Source organism: Mucilaginibacter litoreus (assembly GCF_042676805.1).
Lineage (GTDB): Bacteria > Bacteroidota > Bacteroidia > Sphingobacteriales > Sphingobacteriaceae > Mucilaginibacter > Mucilaginibacter litoreus.
In genome coordinates this window covers 46,777-62,136 of the sequence record NZ_JBHTHZ010000011.1, presented here as the reverse complement: position 1 = coordinate 62,136, position 15,360 = coordinate 46,777, and the positions used below count along the sequence as shown (strand labels likewise).

Here is a 15,360-nt window from a genome sequence, read left to right as displayed (position 1 = left end):
TTACATCCAGGTAAACGGCTCACCTGAAGCGATATGGGTTATCTTTATTCCGGGTAACTTAGGCTGCAGCCAGCTCACCAGGCACTCCATACCGGGCTCTTCACTAAGGGCATGGCCAAGAATAATTAAAGCCTTTTTGCGGCCCTGGGCGTTGCTGTCACGGATGAATTCGGCCGTTTCCCATTCAGATACCTCACCTACTATCAACACATCAGGATTATCTGCAACAACTGCGCTCATTTGCCATTTGCCGCCGGCAGCCCCGGGGATAACGGTGACTTTACGGCATTGTAAATTCAGATCACCTATTACCCTTACATGCTGTATGCCGAGCGATTTTTTAAGGTGCTGCACCATTTGCTGAAGACTAACCGCCGGAATTTGGATACTGTATTGCTCATCTTTATAATACTTCAGCCAGCCGGTCTTTTGTAAAAAACCATATCCCACCGGGTCTGGATTGAGTGAGTGCAGGCCGTCATGAAAACGCCATACAGTTATTTTATGCCTGTTCAACAGATCGAGCTTTTCTTTTACTACCGGATTGTCTTTTACAAGGTCTTTGTCGTCGGTATGATTATAAAAAGTTGGTTCGTGTGCTATAATGAAGTTTGCACCCAATTTAACAGCCTGATTGATTACATCAGTAGTAGCAAACATGGTGGTTACAATACCGGTAACCGGTTGGTCCGCATTGCCGGCCTTAATAGTATCAACCGTACCTGCAGCCGGGTTAAGGTTGCCTGCCTTAAGTATAATATCAATAACCTGCTGAACAGTATGTTGGGGCGGCAAATTTATAGCTGTAGAAACACCTGGTATTATATTTAATAATGCGATGCTACCTATCGCTTTACCTGTACTGTTTAAAAACTTACGGCGATTGATCATGGTTAATATTAAATTAAAACAACAAAGCATCAATAACTAAATTGATGCTTTGTAAATATAAATGTTTATAATATTATTTTCCGTTTTGAGCTGGTGCACCGGCAGGTGGAACGCTTTGCCCTCCCGGGCCGTTTCCTTCAGGCTTTGAACGCGGCAGTTCAGACGCCCTGATTACTTCCGGGTGTGAAACGCCGCGGTGGCAACTGTAGCAATTAACATTGCTTTCCACTACCATGCCCGTAGTATCTTTTTTTGAATGAAAATATTTTTTATTAATCGCTTGTGTCATTTTGTACATATTACGGGCCATTTGTTTTTCCGGCTTGGCATCGCTCGCCCAATCCATCTTTTTGGTTTCTTCGTTACGTACATGGCAAAAGCTGCAACGTGCGCCCAGTGCATGTTCCCACTCCTCCATAACAGCGTGCAATTGCTTACCGGTAATATTTTTAGGTAATACTTTTAGGTTTTGAAATTTTGGCTCTTCCTGCTGGGCAACTGGCGACATAGCCATGAATGCCACAGCCGATAACAGACCTGCAGTTACAAAGATTTTTTTGTTTAGCTTCATCAGATTAGGCGTTTAAACTTTAAATCTAAACAAATTATTTTAAATTCTCAATATTAGCAGTGTTTATGTTACACTAAAAACGGACCAGCAAGGTTCATACTGATATCCCAAAGCTGGTTGCGCTTTACTTCATCTGTAGCCAGCGACGAAGTTTTAGCCGGGCGTTTATTTTTAAAATATTTGCCGCTCTTGGCATCAATACGTGTAGCTGTAGCCAGATAAATAGTGGTTTGCGCACCAGCCTCGGGCGTAATCATAAAAGGCCGTGCAAGCCATAAAAACCATTTGCCCCAACCTGTTATATCTGTGCCGAAAGAAGTGTTTACGAGCCCAGGGTGCAAAGCAAAAGCGCTAATACCTTTTGACCCATATTTTACAGCAAGCGAACGTGTAAAGTAAATATTGAATAGTTTGGCTGTACCATAAGCATACCAGGCAGAGTAAGGGCGTTTTAGCCAGTTAATATCCTTAAAATTTAGTTTTGCCATCCGGTGGGCTTCCGAGCTTACATTAATAACCCGGGCATGCCCCCTCTCCAGCAGTGGCAGCAGGCACTGTACCAGTACAAAATGTCCCAAATGATTAACTGCAAAAGTCATCTCGTTACCGTTTTTGCTTTCTTGGCGCTGCGCAAATATTCCGCCCGCGTTGTTAATAAGGATATTAATACCTAACAAACTGCTCTTTAACACCCCCGCAGCATTGCGTACGCTTTCAAGGTCGGCAAGGTCGCATTCTATTACATAAATATGCTTGTTCTTGGTAGTTGAAATAATGTATTGCCTTAACTCCTCTCCTTTCTGAATGTTCCTGACAAGCATATACACCGCATGCTCTTTTTTTGCCAATGCAAGAGCCGTTTCTTTTCCGATACCTGATGTGGCGCCGGTGATAATTGTGGTGGTAAAGGGCATAGTATCTATAAAGGTTAATGAGTCAAATTTAAAAGTTTACTTACTTTTTGCAATAGTGCTCAACTCAAGTTATTACAACCTTATCTACAAATTACCGGATCGTATAACCGTAAGCCGAACAAACAGTTAAAATGTGTTAAAATATTTTTAATATTACGAATCAATCGTATATTTACGAAATAATCGTAGAAAAATGGACAAATTATCACAACAGGAAGAAGAAGCGATGCAAGCCGTATGGCAGGCAGGCAAGGGATTTATAAAAGACTTTTTAGATATCATGGACGAACCCAGACCGCCTTATACCACCCTCGCATCAACAATAAAGAACCTGGAGCGTAAAGGATTTTTAACAGGCGAAAAGCTGGGTAACTCATACAGGTATACGCCAACAATTGCCGAAGAAGAATACAAAAAACGTTTTATGAACGGCTTTGTAAGCGATTACTTTAAAAACTCTTACAAAGACCTGGTTACATTTTTTGCCAAAGATAAAAAGATAAGTGCCAGCGATTTGAAAGAGATCATCAACCTGATTGAAAACCCTAAAAAATAATTATATGCCTGCCTTATTTGTTTTTTTATTTAAAGTGAATATTGCACTATTGCTGTTTTGCGCAGGATATTACCTTGTATTGCGCCACCTTACGTTCTATACGCTCAACCGTGTATATCTGATGGCTGCCATTATGTTTGCGAGCGCCTACCCTTACATAGATCTGAGCAGTTTTGTGCAGCGCCATGGTGTTTTGGCCAAACCTGTACAAACAGTGGTTTACAGCTGGCAGATACCTGCGGCCAATTTAATAAAGCCTTTAGAAAAGCCCGACTACTGGCAATGGGCAACAGTATTATTCTGGTTTGGAGCCGTGTTATTGGGAATACGCTTTCTGATGCAGTTGTTCTCTCTTTATCAGCTTTACCGTCAATCTGAACCAAAGCAAATAAAAAACTTTAAAGTGCGCGTTATCAGCGGCGAGGCGGCACCTTTTTCGTTCTGGAAAAGTATTTACGTTAACCCTGCCAACCATGATGCAAAAGACCTGGAAGCGATATTACAGCATGAGCAGGTTCATGTTAACGGCTGGCATACGCTTGATATAATATTAGCCGAGATAAGCTGTATTTTCTACTGGTTTAACCCCGGCGTATGGCTTATGAAAAAAGCTGTGCGTGAAAATATAGAATTTATAACAGACCGAAATATACTGAACAACGGCATCGATAGCAAAAGCTACCAATACAGCCTTGTGAATGTAAGTTTTAATGCAGCAACGCCAGGTATTGTAAACCACTTCAATATTTCAACTATAAAAAAACGTATTATTATGATGAATGCTAAAAGATCTTCGCGATATAACTTAACACGCTATGCCTTTGTAATACCTGTTATAGTGGGCCTGCTGCTTGTATTTACCATATCTAAGGCAGAGGTAGCCAAGCCGTTTAAAATAAAATTTCAGGCGGCTTTTAAACCGGTTACCATAGCCTTGAAAGAAGCCGCACAAAAAGTTATTTCTATTACAGATACTGTGCCTGCTAAAGCTAAAAAATTAACTGTACAACCTAAAAGGGTCGATTCATTGCGATCAAAGCACACCGTTGTATTCACTATCAAAACTGATACAACTAAACACGGGATTATATTTTTAGGCACAAAAAACCATAAAATAGATTCGCTTAACATTGTTATGGATGGTAAAAGAATAACACCCGCACAGTTCAACGCTATCGATCCGGAAAAGATCAGGAGCATAAATGTAGTATCTGCTGCTGATGCTAAACGTTTGTTAGGCAACGAATTTGATTTCGATAATAATAACCGGATCGCTTTTATAATTACCAAAGACTCTGAAGCTGGTAAAATACTTGCTGATAAGCTTGGTGTTAATAAACAAGTCAATACAATAAGGATAAATGACATAAACCGCGACGCAAATAATCTTACTGACACCGAGAAGGGTTTAATCGCTAAACTACCAGGCTTAACCGGTAAGGTTGGCGCTGTAACTATTCTTCGTACAGGGGATACACTTAAATTTAATAAAGATCTTAAAGATGTTGTAGTTACGGGTTATGTCTCACAGAACCTTAAACTCAAAGGCGATTCAATAATTGTTACAGATGGGCTGGCAACAAAAAACGGCAGGGTTTATGTCAACAGCTACTCTATCAAAAAAGATCAGGGTGCTTCGGCCACGTTTTTGGCCAAACCTGAAAATCAGTTTTTTATCAGATCGGCAACCGACCGTATCTCTGATAAAGTAATTGTGATAGATGGGAAAGTAGCCAGCAAAGAAGAAATGAAAAAACTATCGGCCTTTGATATCGACCGCATGAGCGTAACCAATTTTGCCGACACAATTAAATATGGCGAAAAAGCAAAAAATGGAGTAGTTTATATCTACACTAAAAAAGCAAAGCAATAATCAGATCAGTCAATAGGTAAAGATTGATGCAGGCGAGCTGCATCAATCTTTTATTAGCTTGCCTCAGCAAGCTTTTCGTTTTGTAAGATTTCAAGCAGTGCTTTCTCGGCACGATTGAGTTCTGCCGACTGGATATCTTTTTCTTCATCCAGTTCCTTGATGTATTTGAATATGGTTCCCTCTTCGTAGCTTTTAATCACTGTTGGGTGCACATAGTATTTTTTGCATACGGTACGCGTATTGCCCAGGTTTATAGCTACCTCATCTAAAACACTTACGATCTTCTTTTTGCACTCAGATAAGGTTTCAAACTCGCCGGCCTCTTTAAATGCATACAAAGCGCTTACGCTGCCTGCCCAGGTACGGAAATCCTTGGCGGTAAAATCCTCGCCGGTTATATTTTTTAGATAAGTATTAATATCTCCTGAGCCTATGGTACAACGTTCGCCACTGTCATTATAAAATTGAAAAAGCTCTTTTCCGGGGATATCGCGGCATTGCTTTACCAGCCTGGCCAGCCTTTTACTTTGCAACGATATCTTGTGCATCACGCCCTTCTTTCCCTTGAATTCAAATTTCATTTTTGATCCTTCGATCTTAACATGCTTATCCATTAAAGTGGTTAAGCCAAATGAGCCGTAAAGCTTTTTGTACGATTCGTTGCCCACGCGGATGCTGGTTAACTCCATTAACCGCACAACAAGCGCTACTACCTTTTCATGATCGAGGTTGCGGCGTGCAAGGTCCTGGTCTACCTGCTGCCTGATGGCCGGCAAATGCGCCGCAAACGTTTGTAAACGATGATATTTGGATTGATTACGTATTTTATTCCAGTAGGGATGATAGCGGTATTGCTTGCGCCCGGCCGCATCTGTACCGGTAAATTGCAGGTGGCTGTTGTCGTAGGGTGATATCCATACATTTGTATAGGCAGGTGGTATAACAAGGCTGTTAAATCTATGAATAAGTTCCTTGTCCGTTACCAAACTGCCATCCGCACCATAGTAGCTCCACCCCTTGCCCGACTTTTTACGGGTATAACCCGGTGATGTATCAGACACGTAGCGCAAACCCACGGCCTTAGCAGTTATCTTAGGGTCGCGTCCTATTTTTTCCAGTTTCTTTATCAGGCGGTTCATTTGAAGGATACAACATGCAACCGATAGATAGGTTTTAGGGTGCAGAAGAAAAGATCAAAGACAAAGATAAAGGATTTCAAATGGATGTATTCTTCTTTCTTTTGTCCTTTATCCTTTGTTTTTCAGCACATCAACCACATACTCCACCTGCTCGGCATGTACATCCAGATGTGTTACAAAACGTATGCGGTGCGTATCGGTGCTTCCGGCTTTGATGCCTTTTTCAGCCAGTTGGGCAAGTACCTTCTCTGCCGGCTCTATGGTATCAAACAGAACGATATTTGTCTCAACCGGAACAATATTACTTACCCACTGGCAGTTGGCCAGTTCGTCGCCTAAGATACGGGCATGTGCATGATCTATCTTTAAGCGCTCAACATGATGGTCAAGGGCGTAAATGCCGGCTGCGGCTAAAAAGCCTGCCTGCCTCATTCCACCGCCCAATACTTTACGTATCCTTCGGGCATATTTAATGGTCTCCTTATCGGCAAGTAACACTGAGCCTACAGGCGCACCCAACCCTTTAGACAGGCAAACCGAAATACCATTAAAATATTTGCCATAGTTTATTGCTTTATCGCCGGTATGTGCAAGGGCGTTAAATACACGCGCGCCATCCAGGTGTAGTTTAAGACTATGTTTTTTGCATAACTCGGCAATGGGGGCTATCTGGTTTAAAGTATAACAACTTCCCCCGCCTTTGTTAACGGTATTCTCAAGCACAACCAGGCTGGTATGCGGATAGTGAATATTCTCTTCGTTGATCTCGGGTTCAATCATTTCGGCAGTAAGTATGCCCCGGTAGCCATTTAATAAACGTGTGGAAACAGCCGAATTAAAGGCTATGCCTCCACCTTCGTAACGGTAAACATGCGCGGTCTGGTCGGCAATTAGTTCATCAAGCGGTTGGGTGAAACATTTGATGGCTATCTGGTTGGTCATGGTGCCTGATGGGCAGTAAATAGCTGCCTCCATACCAAACATTTCTGCTGCCTTGTTTTCAAGTGCATTTACGGTTTCATCTTCACCAAAAACGGCATCACCTACCTTCGCGCTCCACATTGCCTCGAGCATACCGGGTGTAGGTTTGGTTACGGTATCGCTGCGCAGATCAACTGTCATCATGTAATTGTTATATTTGACTTCAAATCTAAATGATTACCCGGCAATTTTCATTGCTATTTTGTATCATAAGTATTACAATTAATAAACGCAGGGACAAGGTATCGAGCTGAATCACCGCTCTGAAACTAAAGTTTTTTATCAGAATAAAAGCCATAAAACCGCGTTATAGTGACATGGTTGATTGACCATACCTACTATGAGAAAATTATTTTTGTTTTTTCTATTTCTGCTAACCGTATCAATCGCCCGGGCACAAACCCCTAACATGCAATGGGACGAAGGGACTGTTTACCATACTAGTGGCGAAGTATTCCACGGACTGGTGTCCTGGACACCACCTATGAAAGGCGAATACCCGGATGGCGATCAGATATTTTACCGCGCCGATGCCAATTCAAATGTTTTTCCGATACCTTATTACAAACTAAGGGCTTTTACCATGGCAGCAGATAGCTTTGTGGTTTCAACTAACGTAATCCTTAAAAATAGTCCGATACTCTTGGTAGAAGTAGATGGTCCCTTCAACTTATACGCGGCCAGCATTTTTAAACAGGGATTTCCATTACTTATTGGCAGTGGCGGCGGGGGCGGCAACTTTGGCGTGGGTATGGAAGTTGGCACACACATAGGCCGGGGTGTAAAAACAACCTATTATTTTGGTAAAGATCCAAATAATGTAACTAAAATTGACAAAAAAAACTTTGCTGCAACAATGAGCAGTATATTAGCAGGTAAACCCGAAGTTGTTACCAAAATAAAAGATAGAACCTTCCGTTACGGTGACATGAAAGCTTTATTAGATTATTACTATACCGGCAAATTGCCAATAAATACCAATGAATAGAATTTTGGCCTTTATTAGTAGAATAACATTTGTTTTGACCCTGGTGTTAATTGTGCAGATATCCCAGGCACAAAAATGGCAGCCAGGTTATTTTACCGACATTAAAGGAGTGAAAACGCAAGGGCTTATTTACCCAAACCCAGGAGGCAAAGGGCCAATTAAAGATGAAGGATTTGTAAGCTTTAAAGATGACGAAAAAGCTGAACCCTATTATCTAAGCACCAGCGATCTGCAATCGTTTGTTGCAGGTAAAGACAGCTTTGTTGTTGCGCATGCCCCCGGCAATGAAACCTGGGCAAAAAAAGAGTTTGATTTTGTACGTGTTGCACTTAACGAAGAAATAAAGATATATGCTACGCGTGGTGCCGGCAGCGGAGGTGGTGGTGGTAAAAAAGTACATGTATCGCCGGTTATGGGTGTCGGCGCCGGCAGCTATGGCGCGTCGTACGGGGGTGGTCTGGGTATTTCTCTCGGTAACGGCGGTGGTGGCGGTGGCAGCAATAAGTTGAGTTATTACTACGGCCCTAACACTGCAAATATGAAACACCTGACTGATGAAAACTTTAAGGACATCATGAGCGAGGCCATGGCAGACGAGCCGGAAGTTGTTGAGCAAATTCAGGCTAACCGTTTCAACCTTCGCAATATCGAAAAGCTTATTGCTTACTTTAATAAAGTAAAAGCTACCCATCAATAATAAACACAGCGGTGTATAACTTATTTTAAAACTTTTATGAATATTGTGTGTCATTATGTGCATAAATAATACATAATGCCTCAAAATGATATACGCCCAAAAAAGGAGCTAACCTATATAGAAAAGGTATGGCATACTGTTGCCATAGTTGCGCTGCTTGTTGTAACTATACTTATAGCGCGTGTAGCCTTCAATGTGTTACTGATGATACTTGCAGGCTCACTGATTGCTGTATACTTTCATGGGCTTGCTGATATCATACAACGCCGTACAAAGTGGAGCCGCAAGGTATGCATGACCATATCTGTTTTAGGCTCTTTTTTGATCTTGGGTACACTGCTGTGGTTTATGGGCACCACCATACAGGGGCAAATTGCTATTTTAAGCGAAAGCCTCCCTGAAACGATTAATAATTTTAAAGCTAAATTAGGCACAAGCCCTTTGGGTGCCAAAGTATTAGAATATTTTAACAACGGCGATGATAATACTGATAAATTATTTTCTACCGCACGCAGCTTTTTAGGTACCAGCTTTGGTGTGCTGGGAAATATCTATATCATGTTGTTTCTTGGCATTTTTTTTACTACCCATCCCTCCCTTTACAAAGATGGCATAATCAAACTGTTTCCACCACGAAACAAACCTTTGGCTAAACAGATCATCGATCGTACCAGCCAGGCTTTAAAAGGATGGTTAAAAAGTACAATGCTTTCCATGGTATTGATTTTCATAATGATCAGCATTGGTTTATATATAATTGGTATACCTGTTGCGCTGGTGCTGGCATTACTTACGGGTTTATTAAAGCTGATACCTAACTTCGGTTCTTTGGCAGCCATGATACCCGGCGTATTACTGGCGCTCACAAAAGATCTTAACACAGCCATCATCACCGCTTTACTTTACATGGTATCGCAAACCATAGTAAGTAACATCGTAACTCCGCTTATCCAGAAAAAGATGATCAATATCCCCCCGGCCTTGACTATAATCAGCCAGGTTATAATGGGCGTATTATCGGGTGTATTGGGGATTATACTGGCGGTACCGCTACTATCAATAGGTATTATTTTAATTGATGAGATATATATCAAAAAAATTAATCCCGAAGAAGCGAATGATAACAAAGTGGGCCAACCAACAGTAGATAGCGACTAATATCAACAAAAAAGCCCGCATAATTAGCGAGCTTTTTTAGGAAATTAAATCTTCGGCCTTGGTGACTTCCAACTTTACATTCGGTCTTTCCTACTCCGGACTTCGGACTTTCCGAATTACAGCTTATTACTGTCCCTGCGCCAGTGTGTAGCCTATTTTACCATCAAATTTCATCAGGAACTCAACAGAGCAAACTTTAAAATCATCAGAAAGCTCTCCGGCTATGTGCAGGATTTCCTTTTGGGTTATTTCCTTACCATCTTTCTTCTCAAAACGTATACGGTACTCATTAACCAATTCGGTAAATACTGATCCTGTTGGCCACACCTGTGTACCCCGGTTAGATATCATTACCAATTGTGTATTCTCAGTAAGTTTTCGCTGAGCAATCTCCGCCAGTTCACCGGGTTGTTTGTTGGATTCTACAAACACGTCCACACCAACAATTTCTTCCTTGGTATCGGCTTTAACAACAGTTAATTTATTTTTTGTAGGATGATCCTGGTTGGCTTTATGCGGAATGTCCGGCTGTGCTACAACCTCGCCTTTTGCAGGCACTTTACCCATATTGCTTATTATGGCATCGGCAAAAGCATCTGTGTTAACCGACGCAACAGACTTATCACCAAAATCACCGGTATGCACACCCTGTTCAAGCGTAAATAATAAAGCGTTTTCAATATTAGCTGCCGCAGTAGTAAAACCTAAGTAGCGCAGCATTAAAATGCCCGAAAGCAATAAAGCAGTAGGGTTAGCAATACCTCTGCCTGCAATATCCGGAGCGGTACCGTGTACGGCCTCAAAAATAGATATGTTGTCGCCTATATTGGCAGATGGCGCAAAACCAAGTCCGCCAACTAAACCGGCACAAAGGTCAGATACAATATCGCCCTGCAGATTGGTCAGCACTATAGCCTGAAACATTTCAGGGCGTGATACCAGTTTCATGCAAAGGTCGTCAACAATGATGTCAGACGATTCGATATCCGGATACTCTTTAGCTATCTCATAAAATGTCTCCAGGAACAACCCGTCGGTAAGTTTCATGATATTAGCTTTATGGCCACAAGCCAGTTTAGTATAACCTTTACGGCGTGCCATTTCAAATGCATAACGTATAACCTGTGCAGAACCCGGGCGGGTAATGATACGACGGCCAACGGCAACATCATTGGTAAGCAAGTGCTCTATTCCGCCGTAAGTATCTTCAATGTTTTCGCGAACGATAGTAAGGTTGATAGGGATCCCTGCTTTGGAAAACACAGTATCTACACCGTTTAACGTCCGAAAATCGCGCTGATTGGCATAAGTATTCCATACTTTACGTGCGGTAACGTTGATGCTTTTAACCCCTTTACCCTTTGGGGTTTCCATAGGGCCTTTAAAAAGTAAGCCTAAACGCTCAATGGTTTCTTTGGCTGCGGCAGTCATACCGGTTGAATGGCCTGCATCAAAGTATGATTTTCCCATTTCTACGTATTCGTACTCAAGGGGTACGCTGGCGGCATCAAATATTCTGAGGACGGCGGCCATAATTTCCGGGCCTATACCATCTCCTTTAGCTACTGCAATCTTTGTATTCATGATAGTTCTAATGTGTAGTAAAAACGCTGCGAATATACAGGTTAACAAGCAATTTTGAAGCCGTAAACTGTTTTGATGCCTGCATTTAAAAGAATTAGCTAAATTTGCAACACTATATATGAAAGCATTTTACGGCGACTTACGATTAGGAATTTTAGGCGGCGGCCAATTGGGCCGTATGCTGATACAGCAGGCAATAAATTATAATGTTACTATTAAGGTACTTGACCCGGACCGCGAAGCCCCCTGCAGACGGCTTTGCAATGAGTTTGTAGTTGGATCATTGAGTGATTATGAAACTGTTTATAATTTTGGTAAAAAGGTTGACCTGCTTACCATTGAGATAGAAAAGGTTAATGTTGATGCCCTGGAACAGTTAGAGCGCGAGGGCGTACAGGTTTACCCGCAATCGCGCATAATACGGCTCATTCAGGACAAGGGCTTGCAGAAGCAGTTTTTTAAAGAAAATGATATCCCAACCGCCGAGTTTCAGATCATATCATCGGCAGAACAGTTAAGTACAAGCCAGATCCCTTTTCCTTACATACAAAAGCTGCGCCGCGATGGTTATGATGGAAAAGGCGTTTATAAGGTCATAGATGAAAGCTACCTGGATAATGCGTTTACCGAGCCAAGCCTTATTGAACGATGGATTGATTTTGAAAAGGAAATAGCCGTTATAGTAGCGCGAAACGAGAATGGTGAAGTAAAAACCTTCCCGATGGTTGAGATGGAATTTAACCCCGAAGCCAACCTGGTTGAGTTTTTAATACAACCCTCTACCCTTCCTTTTGAAGTAAACCAGGAAGCTGAAGGCATTGCCAAAAGAATTGCCGAAACGCTGAACATAGTAGGTATACTGGCAGTAGAAATGTTTCTGACAAAAGATGGCAAGGTATTGGTAAATGAACTCGCCCCGCGCCCGCATAACAGCGGCCACCAGAGCATAGAAGGCAATGTGGTTTCGCAATTTGAGCAGCACTTAAGGGCCATTTTTAATCAACCACTTGGTGATACCACCTGCCTTAGCAATGCCATAATGGTGAACGTATTAGGCGAAGCTGGTTACGAGGGCCCGGCGGTGTACCAGGGCATTGAGAAAATACTGAAATGCGCAGGTGTATACGTTCATCTTTATGGTAAGGCCTTAACCAAACCTTTCCGAAAAATGGGACATGTTACCATTGTAGACAACGACCGCGAAAAAGCAATAGAAAAAGCAAGATTTGTACAGCAAACGCTGAAAGTGATAAGTTAACTAATAATCTGTCATTGCGAGGAACGAAGCAATCTCAGCATATCAAGGTTGTACTATGAAATTGCTTCGTCGTAACTCATTGCAATGACACATATGACAGAAACACTATGAACCAACCAAAAATAGCTATCATAATGGGCAGCAAGTCCGACCTGAATGTGATGCAGGATGCTGCCGATGTTTTAAAAGAACTTGGTGTAGATTATGAGATAACTGTTGTTTCGGCACACCGCACTCCCGACAGGATGTTCAGTTACGCCCGCGCCGCAGCCGACAGGGGGATTAAAGTAATTATTGCCGGCGCCGGTGGTGCAGCGCATTTGCCGGGCATGGTAGCGTCATTAACCCATTTGCCCGTGATTGGTGTGCCTGTAAAATCAAGCAACTCTATTGATGGCTGGGATTCTATCCTGAGCATACTACAGATGCCGAATGGTATCCCGGTAGCTACAGTAGCTTTAAATGCTGCTAAAAATGCTGGCATATTGGCAGCCCAGATACTGTCAACTGCCGATGAATATCTGGCTCAAAACCTTATCGCTTTTAAAGAGGAGCTGAAAAGAAAAGTAGAGGAATCGGCAAAAGAGATGGAAAATAATTAACCCGAAACCAAACCACCTTATAATACGTAAATGAAAATATCGTTTATCAATAGATAATTGTATTTTACCTATACTTGTAAAACATCAATTGATATAACTACATTTGTATAATTAATCATTAAAATAAATTGTTATGGGTTTAGGTGCACCAGAGATCATTCTCATCATTATAGCGATATTGCTATTATTTGGCGGTAAAAAAATACCTCAGTTAATGCGCGGACTTGGCGAAGGCGTAAAATCCTTCAAAGAAGCTAAAGGCGATGCAGATACTGCAGTAAAAGAATAAAAGAAGAGGCTCCTTAATCCGGGGCCTTCTTTTTTATATTGACACAAAATATCTTCTAAGTCCTAACCCAATCAGTTAAGCATAGGGTTTTCTGGAAAGTTGGCAATATGAGCATAACGCTGGCCAAGGCTTATCACTACCTCTTTCCATAAATTTTGTTCATTGTTACTGAAAACGGTATCCGGTTCAAATTTGTTAGCCACTATCCATGAGTCCTCCCTTAATTCCTCATCAAGCTGGTTTGGTGTCCATCCGGAATATCCCATAAAAAATTTTATTTCGCTTTCATTAATCTGGTAATTAGTGATGAGCTCTTTTATCTGCTCAAAATCACCTCCCCAATAAATTCCATCCCAAATTTCAATACCATCACTTATCTTTTCCGGGCTGCGATGAATATAATGCAGCGTATTGGCAGCCACCGGGCCACCCTGATAAACCGGAATTTCTGAATAAGATACATCCGGCAAAATATCTCCGAGCAAATATTCTGTTTGATGATTGAGCACAAAACCCATTGCCCCTGCCTCAGAGTATTCGGTAAGCAAAATAACCGATCTTTTAAAAGTCGGATCAGCCATAAACGGCTCGGAAATTAATAATCGGCCTGCCGCCGGAGCGATAAGACTTAGCATAAGTTCATAATTTAATAATATAACGTTAAATGTAAAAATATGTTCATGTACAACTAAAATCTGACTGTCGACATATTTACGGTTTAATTAATTTGTAAGTTTGCGCTGATGGATCAGAAAGATATAGAAAATTTAAGGCAGGATTATGCATCAGCCTCGCTTATTGAGAATGATGTAGACAGCAACCCTATAAAACAGTTTGACAAATGGTTCAATGAAGCCATTAACAGTAAAGTGCACGAACCCAATGCCATGACACTGGCCACAGCTACCCCCGATGGACGCCCATCGGCACGTATTGTACTTTTAAAGGGCTTTAGTGATGATGGCTTTAAATTTTATACAAATTACCTTAGCCGCAAAGGAAAAGAGCTTGCAAAAAACCCCAACGCTGCAATTGTTTTCTTTTGGGGCGATATGGAGCGCCAGATACGTATAGAAGGCGTTACAGAAAAGCTTGATAAGGCATACTCGGAAAAATATTTTCACTCGAGGCCTAAATTAAGCCAGATAGGTGCCGTTGCATCGCCGCAGAGCCAGGAGATTGACAGCCGTGAGATATTAGAAATCAAAATGGCAGAGTTAGAAAAAAACTATGCCGACAAGGAGGTGCCAAAACCATCGCATTGGGGTGGATATATCCTGAGGCCCCGTTTAATAGAGTTTTGGCAAGGCCGCCGCAGCCGCCTGCACGACAGGATAGTTTACAAAAAAATCGATAACAAAAACTGGAAAATTGTACGCCTTGCGCCATGAGTTTCGACGATATTAAACAACTACTGACCGATAAGTTTGGCGAAGAGGTTGTTGTTGGCGAAGAGCGTACAAGTTTACAACCCGCACTGCTTATACAACCCGAACGTATTGCTGATGTTTGCCGCGAATTACGTGATAACCCTAAAACTTATTTCGACTTTTTATCGTGCCTCTCTGGTGTCGATTACGGGCCGGCAGACGGTCGTTTTGGAGTTGTTTATAACCTGGCATCCATCCCCTATAATTTAAAGCTTAACTTAAAGATCAGCGCGTTTAATGATCGCGATGAAAATAACCTTCCCTCCTTTCCGAGTGTATCTGCAGTTTACCGTACCGCCGAATGGCACGAACGCGAAGCATTTGACCTGATTGGCATATTTTTCGAAAATCATCCTGACTTAAGAAGGATATTATTGCCCGATGACTGGGCAGGCTATCCTTTACGCAAAGATTACATAGCCACAGAGT

16 protein-coding genes and 1 pseudogene are annotated in these 15,360 nt (G+C 41.9%); 10 read left to right on the top strand and 7 right to left on the bottom strand.

Annotated features, from left to right (window positions below; translation table 11 throughout):
- From ACFQZX_RS12430 to ACFQZX_RS12420, 3 genes are all read right to left on the bottom strand, one after another.
- A complete protein-coding gene (locus tag ACFQZX_RS12430; protein ID WP_377115757.1) occupies positions 1-891 on the bottom strand; it encodes a Nif3-like dinuclear metal center hexameric protein in 891 nt (296 codons plus the stop codon).
- 73 nt (positions 892-964) lie between these two features.
- Entirely contained in the window at positions 965-1,462 is a 498-nt protein-coding gene (locus ACFQZX_RS12425) for a c-type cytochrome (protein ID WP_377115754.1), read from the bottom strand.
- A 68-nt stretch (positions 1,463-1,530) separates the two neighbouring features.
- Positions 1,531-2,376: an SDR family oxidoreductase gene (locus ACFQZX_RS12420; protein WP_377115752.1), complete on the bottom strand. Its 846-nt coding sequence runs from the start codon at positions 2,374-2,376 to the stop codon at positions 1,531-1,533.
- Positions 2,377-2,569: 193 nt separating this feature from the next.
- On the opposite strand from ACFQZX_RS12420, the gene ACFQZX_RS12415 reads away from it, so the two are divergent.
- Complete coding sequence (locus tag ACFQZX_RS12415) at positions 2,570-2,932, top strand: BlaI/MecI/CopY family transcriptional regulator (protein WP_377115750.1); 363 nt, start codon at positions 2,570-2,572, stop codon at positions 2,930-2,932.
- A 4-nt stretch (positions 2,933-2,936) separates the two neighbouring features.
- Complete coding sequence (locus tag ACFQZX_RS12410; RefSeq protein WP_377115747.1) at positions 2,937-4,805, top strand: M56 family metallopeptidase; 1,869 nt, start codon at positions 2,937-2,939, stop codon at positions 4,803-4,805.
- Between the two features lie 53 nt (positions 4,806-4,858).
- On the opposite strand, the gene ACFQZX_RS12405 is transcribed toward ACFQZX_RS12410, so the two are convergent.
- Both ACFQZX_RS12405 and ACFQZX_RS12400 read right to left on the bottom strand, forming a co-directional pair.
- A complete protein-coding gene (locus ACFQZX_RS12405) occupies positions 4,859-5,944 on the bottom strand; it encodes a DNA topoisomerase IB (protein ID WP_377115744.1) in 1,086 nt (361 codons plus the stop codon).
- A gap of 108 nt (positions 5,945-6,052) precedes the next feature.
- Complete coding sequence (locus ACFQZX_RS12400; RefSeq protein WP_377115741.1) at positions 6,053-7,069, bottom strand: threonine aldolase family protein; 1,017 nt, start codon at positions 7,067-7,069, stop codon at positions 6,053-6,055.
- Between the two features lie 196 nt (positions 7,070-7,265).
- Between ACFQZX_RS12400 and ACFQZX_RS12395 the strand changes: the two genes are divergently transcribed.
- From ACFQZX_RS12395 to ACFQZX_RS12385, 3 genes are all read left to right on the top strand, one after another.
- The gene (locus tag ACFQZX_RS12395) at positions 7,266-7,913 is read left to right on the top strand and encodes a hypothetical protein (RefSeq protein ID WP_377115739.1); all 648 of its coding nucleotides are present in this window, start codon (positions 7,266-7,268) and stop codon (positions 7,911-7,913) included.
- 34 nt (positions 7,914-7,947) lie between these two features.
- On the top strand, positions 7,948-8,610 hold the full coding sequence (locus ACFQZX_RS12390; protein ID WP_377115736.1) for a hypothetical protein: 663 nt from the start codon (positions 7,948-7,950) through the stop codon (positions 8,608-8,610).
- Between the two features lie 75 nt (positions 8,611-8,685).
- Positions 8,686-9,768, top strand: coding sequence for an AI-2E family transporter (locus ACFQZX_RS12385; protein WP_377115733.1), 1,083 nt, complete (start codon positions 8,686-8,688; stop codon positions 9,766-9,768).
- Positions 9,769-9,894: 126 nt separating this feature from the next.
- On the opposite strand, the gene ACFQZX_RS12380 is transcribed toward ACFQZX_RS12385, so the two are convergent.
- Complete coding sequence (locus ACFQZX_RS12380; RefSeq protein ID WP_377115730.1) at positions 9,895-11,352, bottom strand: NADP-dependent isocitrate dehydrogenase; 1,458 nt, start codon at positions 11,350-11,352, stop codon at positions 9,895-9,897.
- Positions 11,353-11,470: 118 nt separating this feature from the next.
- Between ACFQZX_RS12380 and ACFQZX_RS12375 the strand changes: the two genes are divergently transcribed.
- The 3 genes from ACFQZX_RS12375 (at position 11,471) to ACFQZX_RS12365 (ending at position 13,501) form a co-directional block, all read left to right on the top strand.
- The gene (locus ACFQZX_RS12375) at positions 11,471-12,610 is read left to right on the top strand and encodes a 5-(carboxyamino)imidazole ribonucleotide synthase (RefSeq protein ID WP_377115728.1); all 1,140 of its coding nucleotides are present in this window, start codon (positions 11,471-11,473) and stop codon (positions 12,608-12,610) included.
- Between the two features lie 107 nt (positions 12,611-12,717).
- Positions 12,718-13,212 (top strand): 5-(carboxyamino)imidazole ribonucleotide mutase, encoded by a 495-nt coding sequence (gene purE, locus ACFQZX_RS12370; protein ID WP_377115726.1) that lies wholly within the window; start codon positions 12,718-12,720, stop codon positions 13,210-13,212.
- A gap of 133 nt (positions 13,213-13,345) precedes the next feature.
- Positions 13,346-13,501 (top strand): Sec-independent protein translocase subunit TatA/TatB, encoded by a 156-nt coding sequence (locus ACFQZX_RS12365; protein WP_377115723.1) that lies wholly within the window; start codon positions 13,346-13,348, stop codon positions 13,499-13,501.
- 71 nt (positions 13,502-13,572) lie between these two features.
- On the opposite strand, the gene ACFQZX_RS12360 is transcribed toward ACFQZX_RS12365, so the two are convergent.
- Entirely contained in the window at positions 13,573-14,082 is a 510-nt protein-coding gene (locus ACFQZX_RS12360) for a YqgE/AlgH family protein (protein ID WP_377115720.1), read from the bottom strand.
- 162 nt (positions 14,083-14,244) lie between these two features.
- Here ACFQZX_RS12360 and pdxH point away from each other — a divergent pair, with 162 nt between their 5' ends.
- Both pdxH and ACFQZX_RS12350 read left to right on the top strand, forming a co-directional pair.
- Positions 14,245-14,892 (top strand): pyridoxamine 5'-phosphate oxidase, encoded by a 648-nt coding sequence (pdxH, locus tag ACFQZX_RS12355; protein WP_377115717.1) that lies wholly within the window; start codon positions 14,245-14,247, stop codon positions 14,890-14,892.
- Positions 14,889-15,350 (top strand): annotated as a pseudogene (locus tag ACFQZX_RS12350) (NADH-quinone oxidoreductase subunit C); the annotation flags it as partial. The gene pdxH and the pseudogene ACFQZX_RS12350, both read left to right, overlap by 4 nt.
- Positions 15,351-15,360 lie beyond the last annotated feature (10 nt).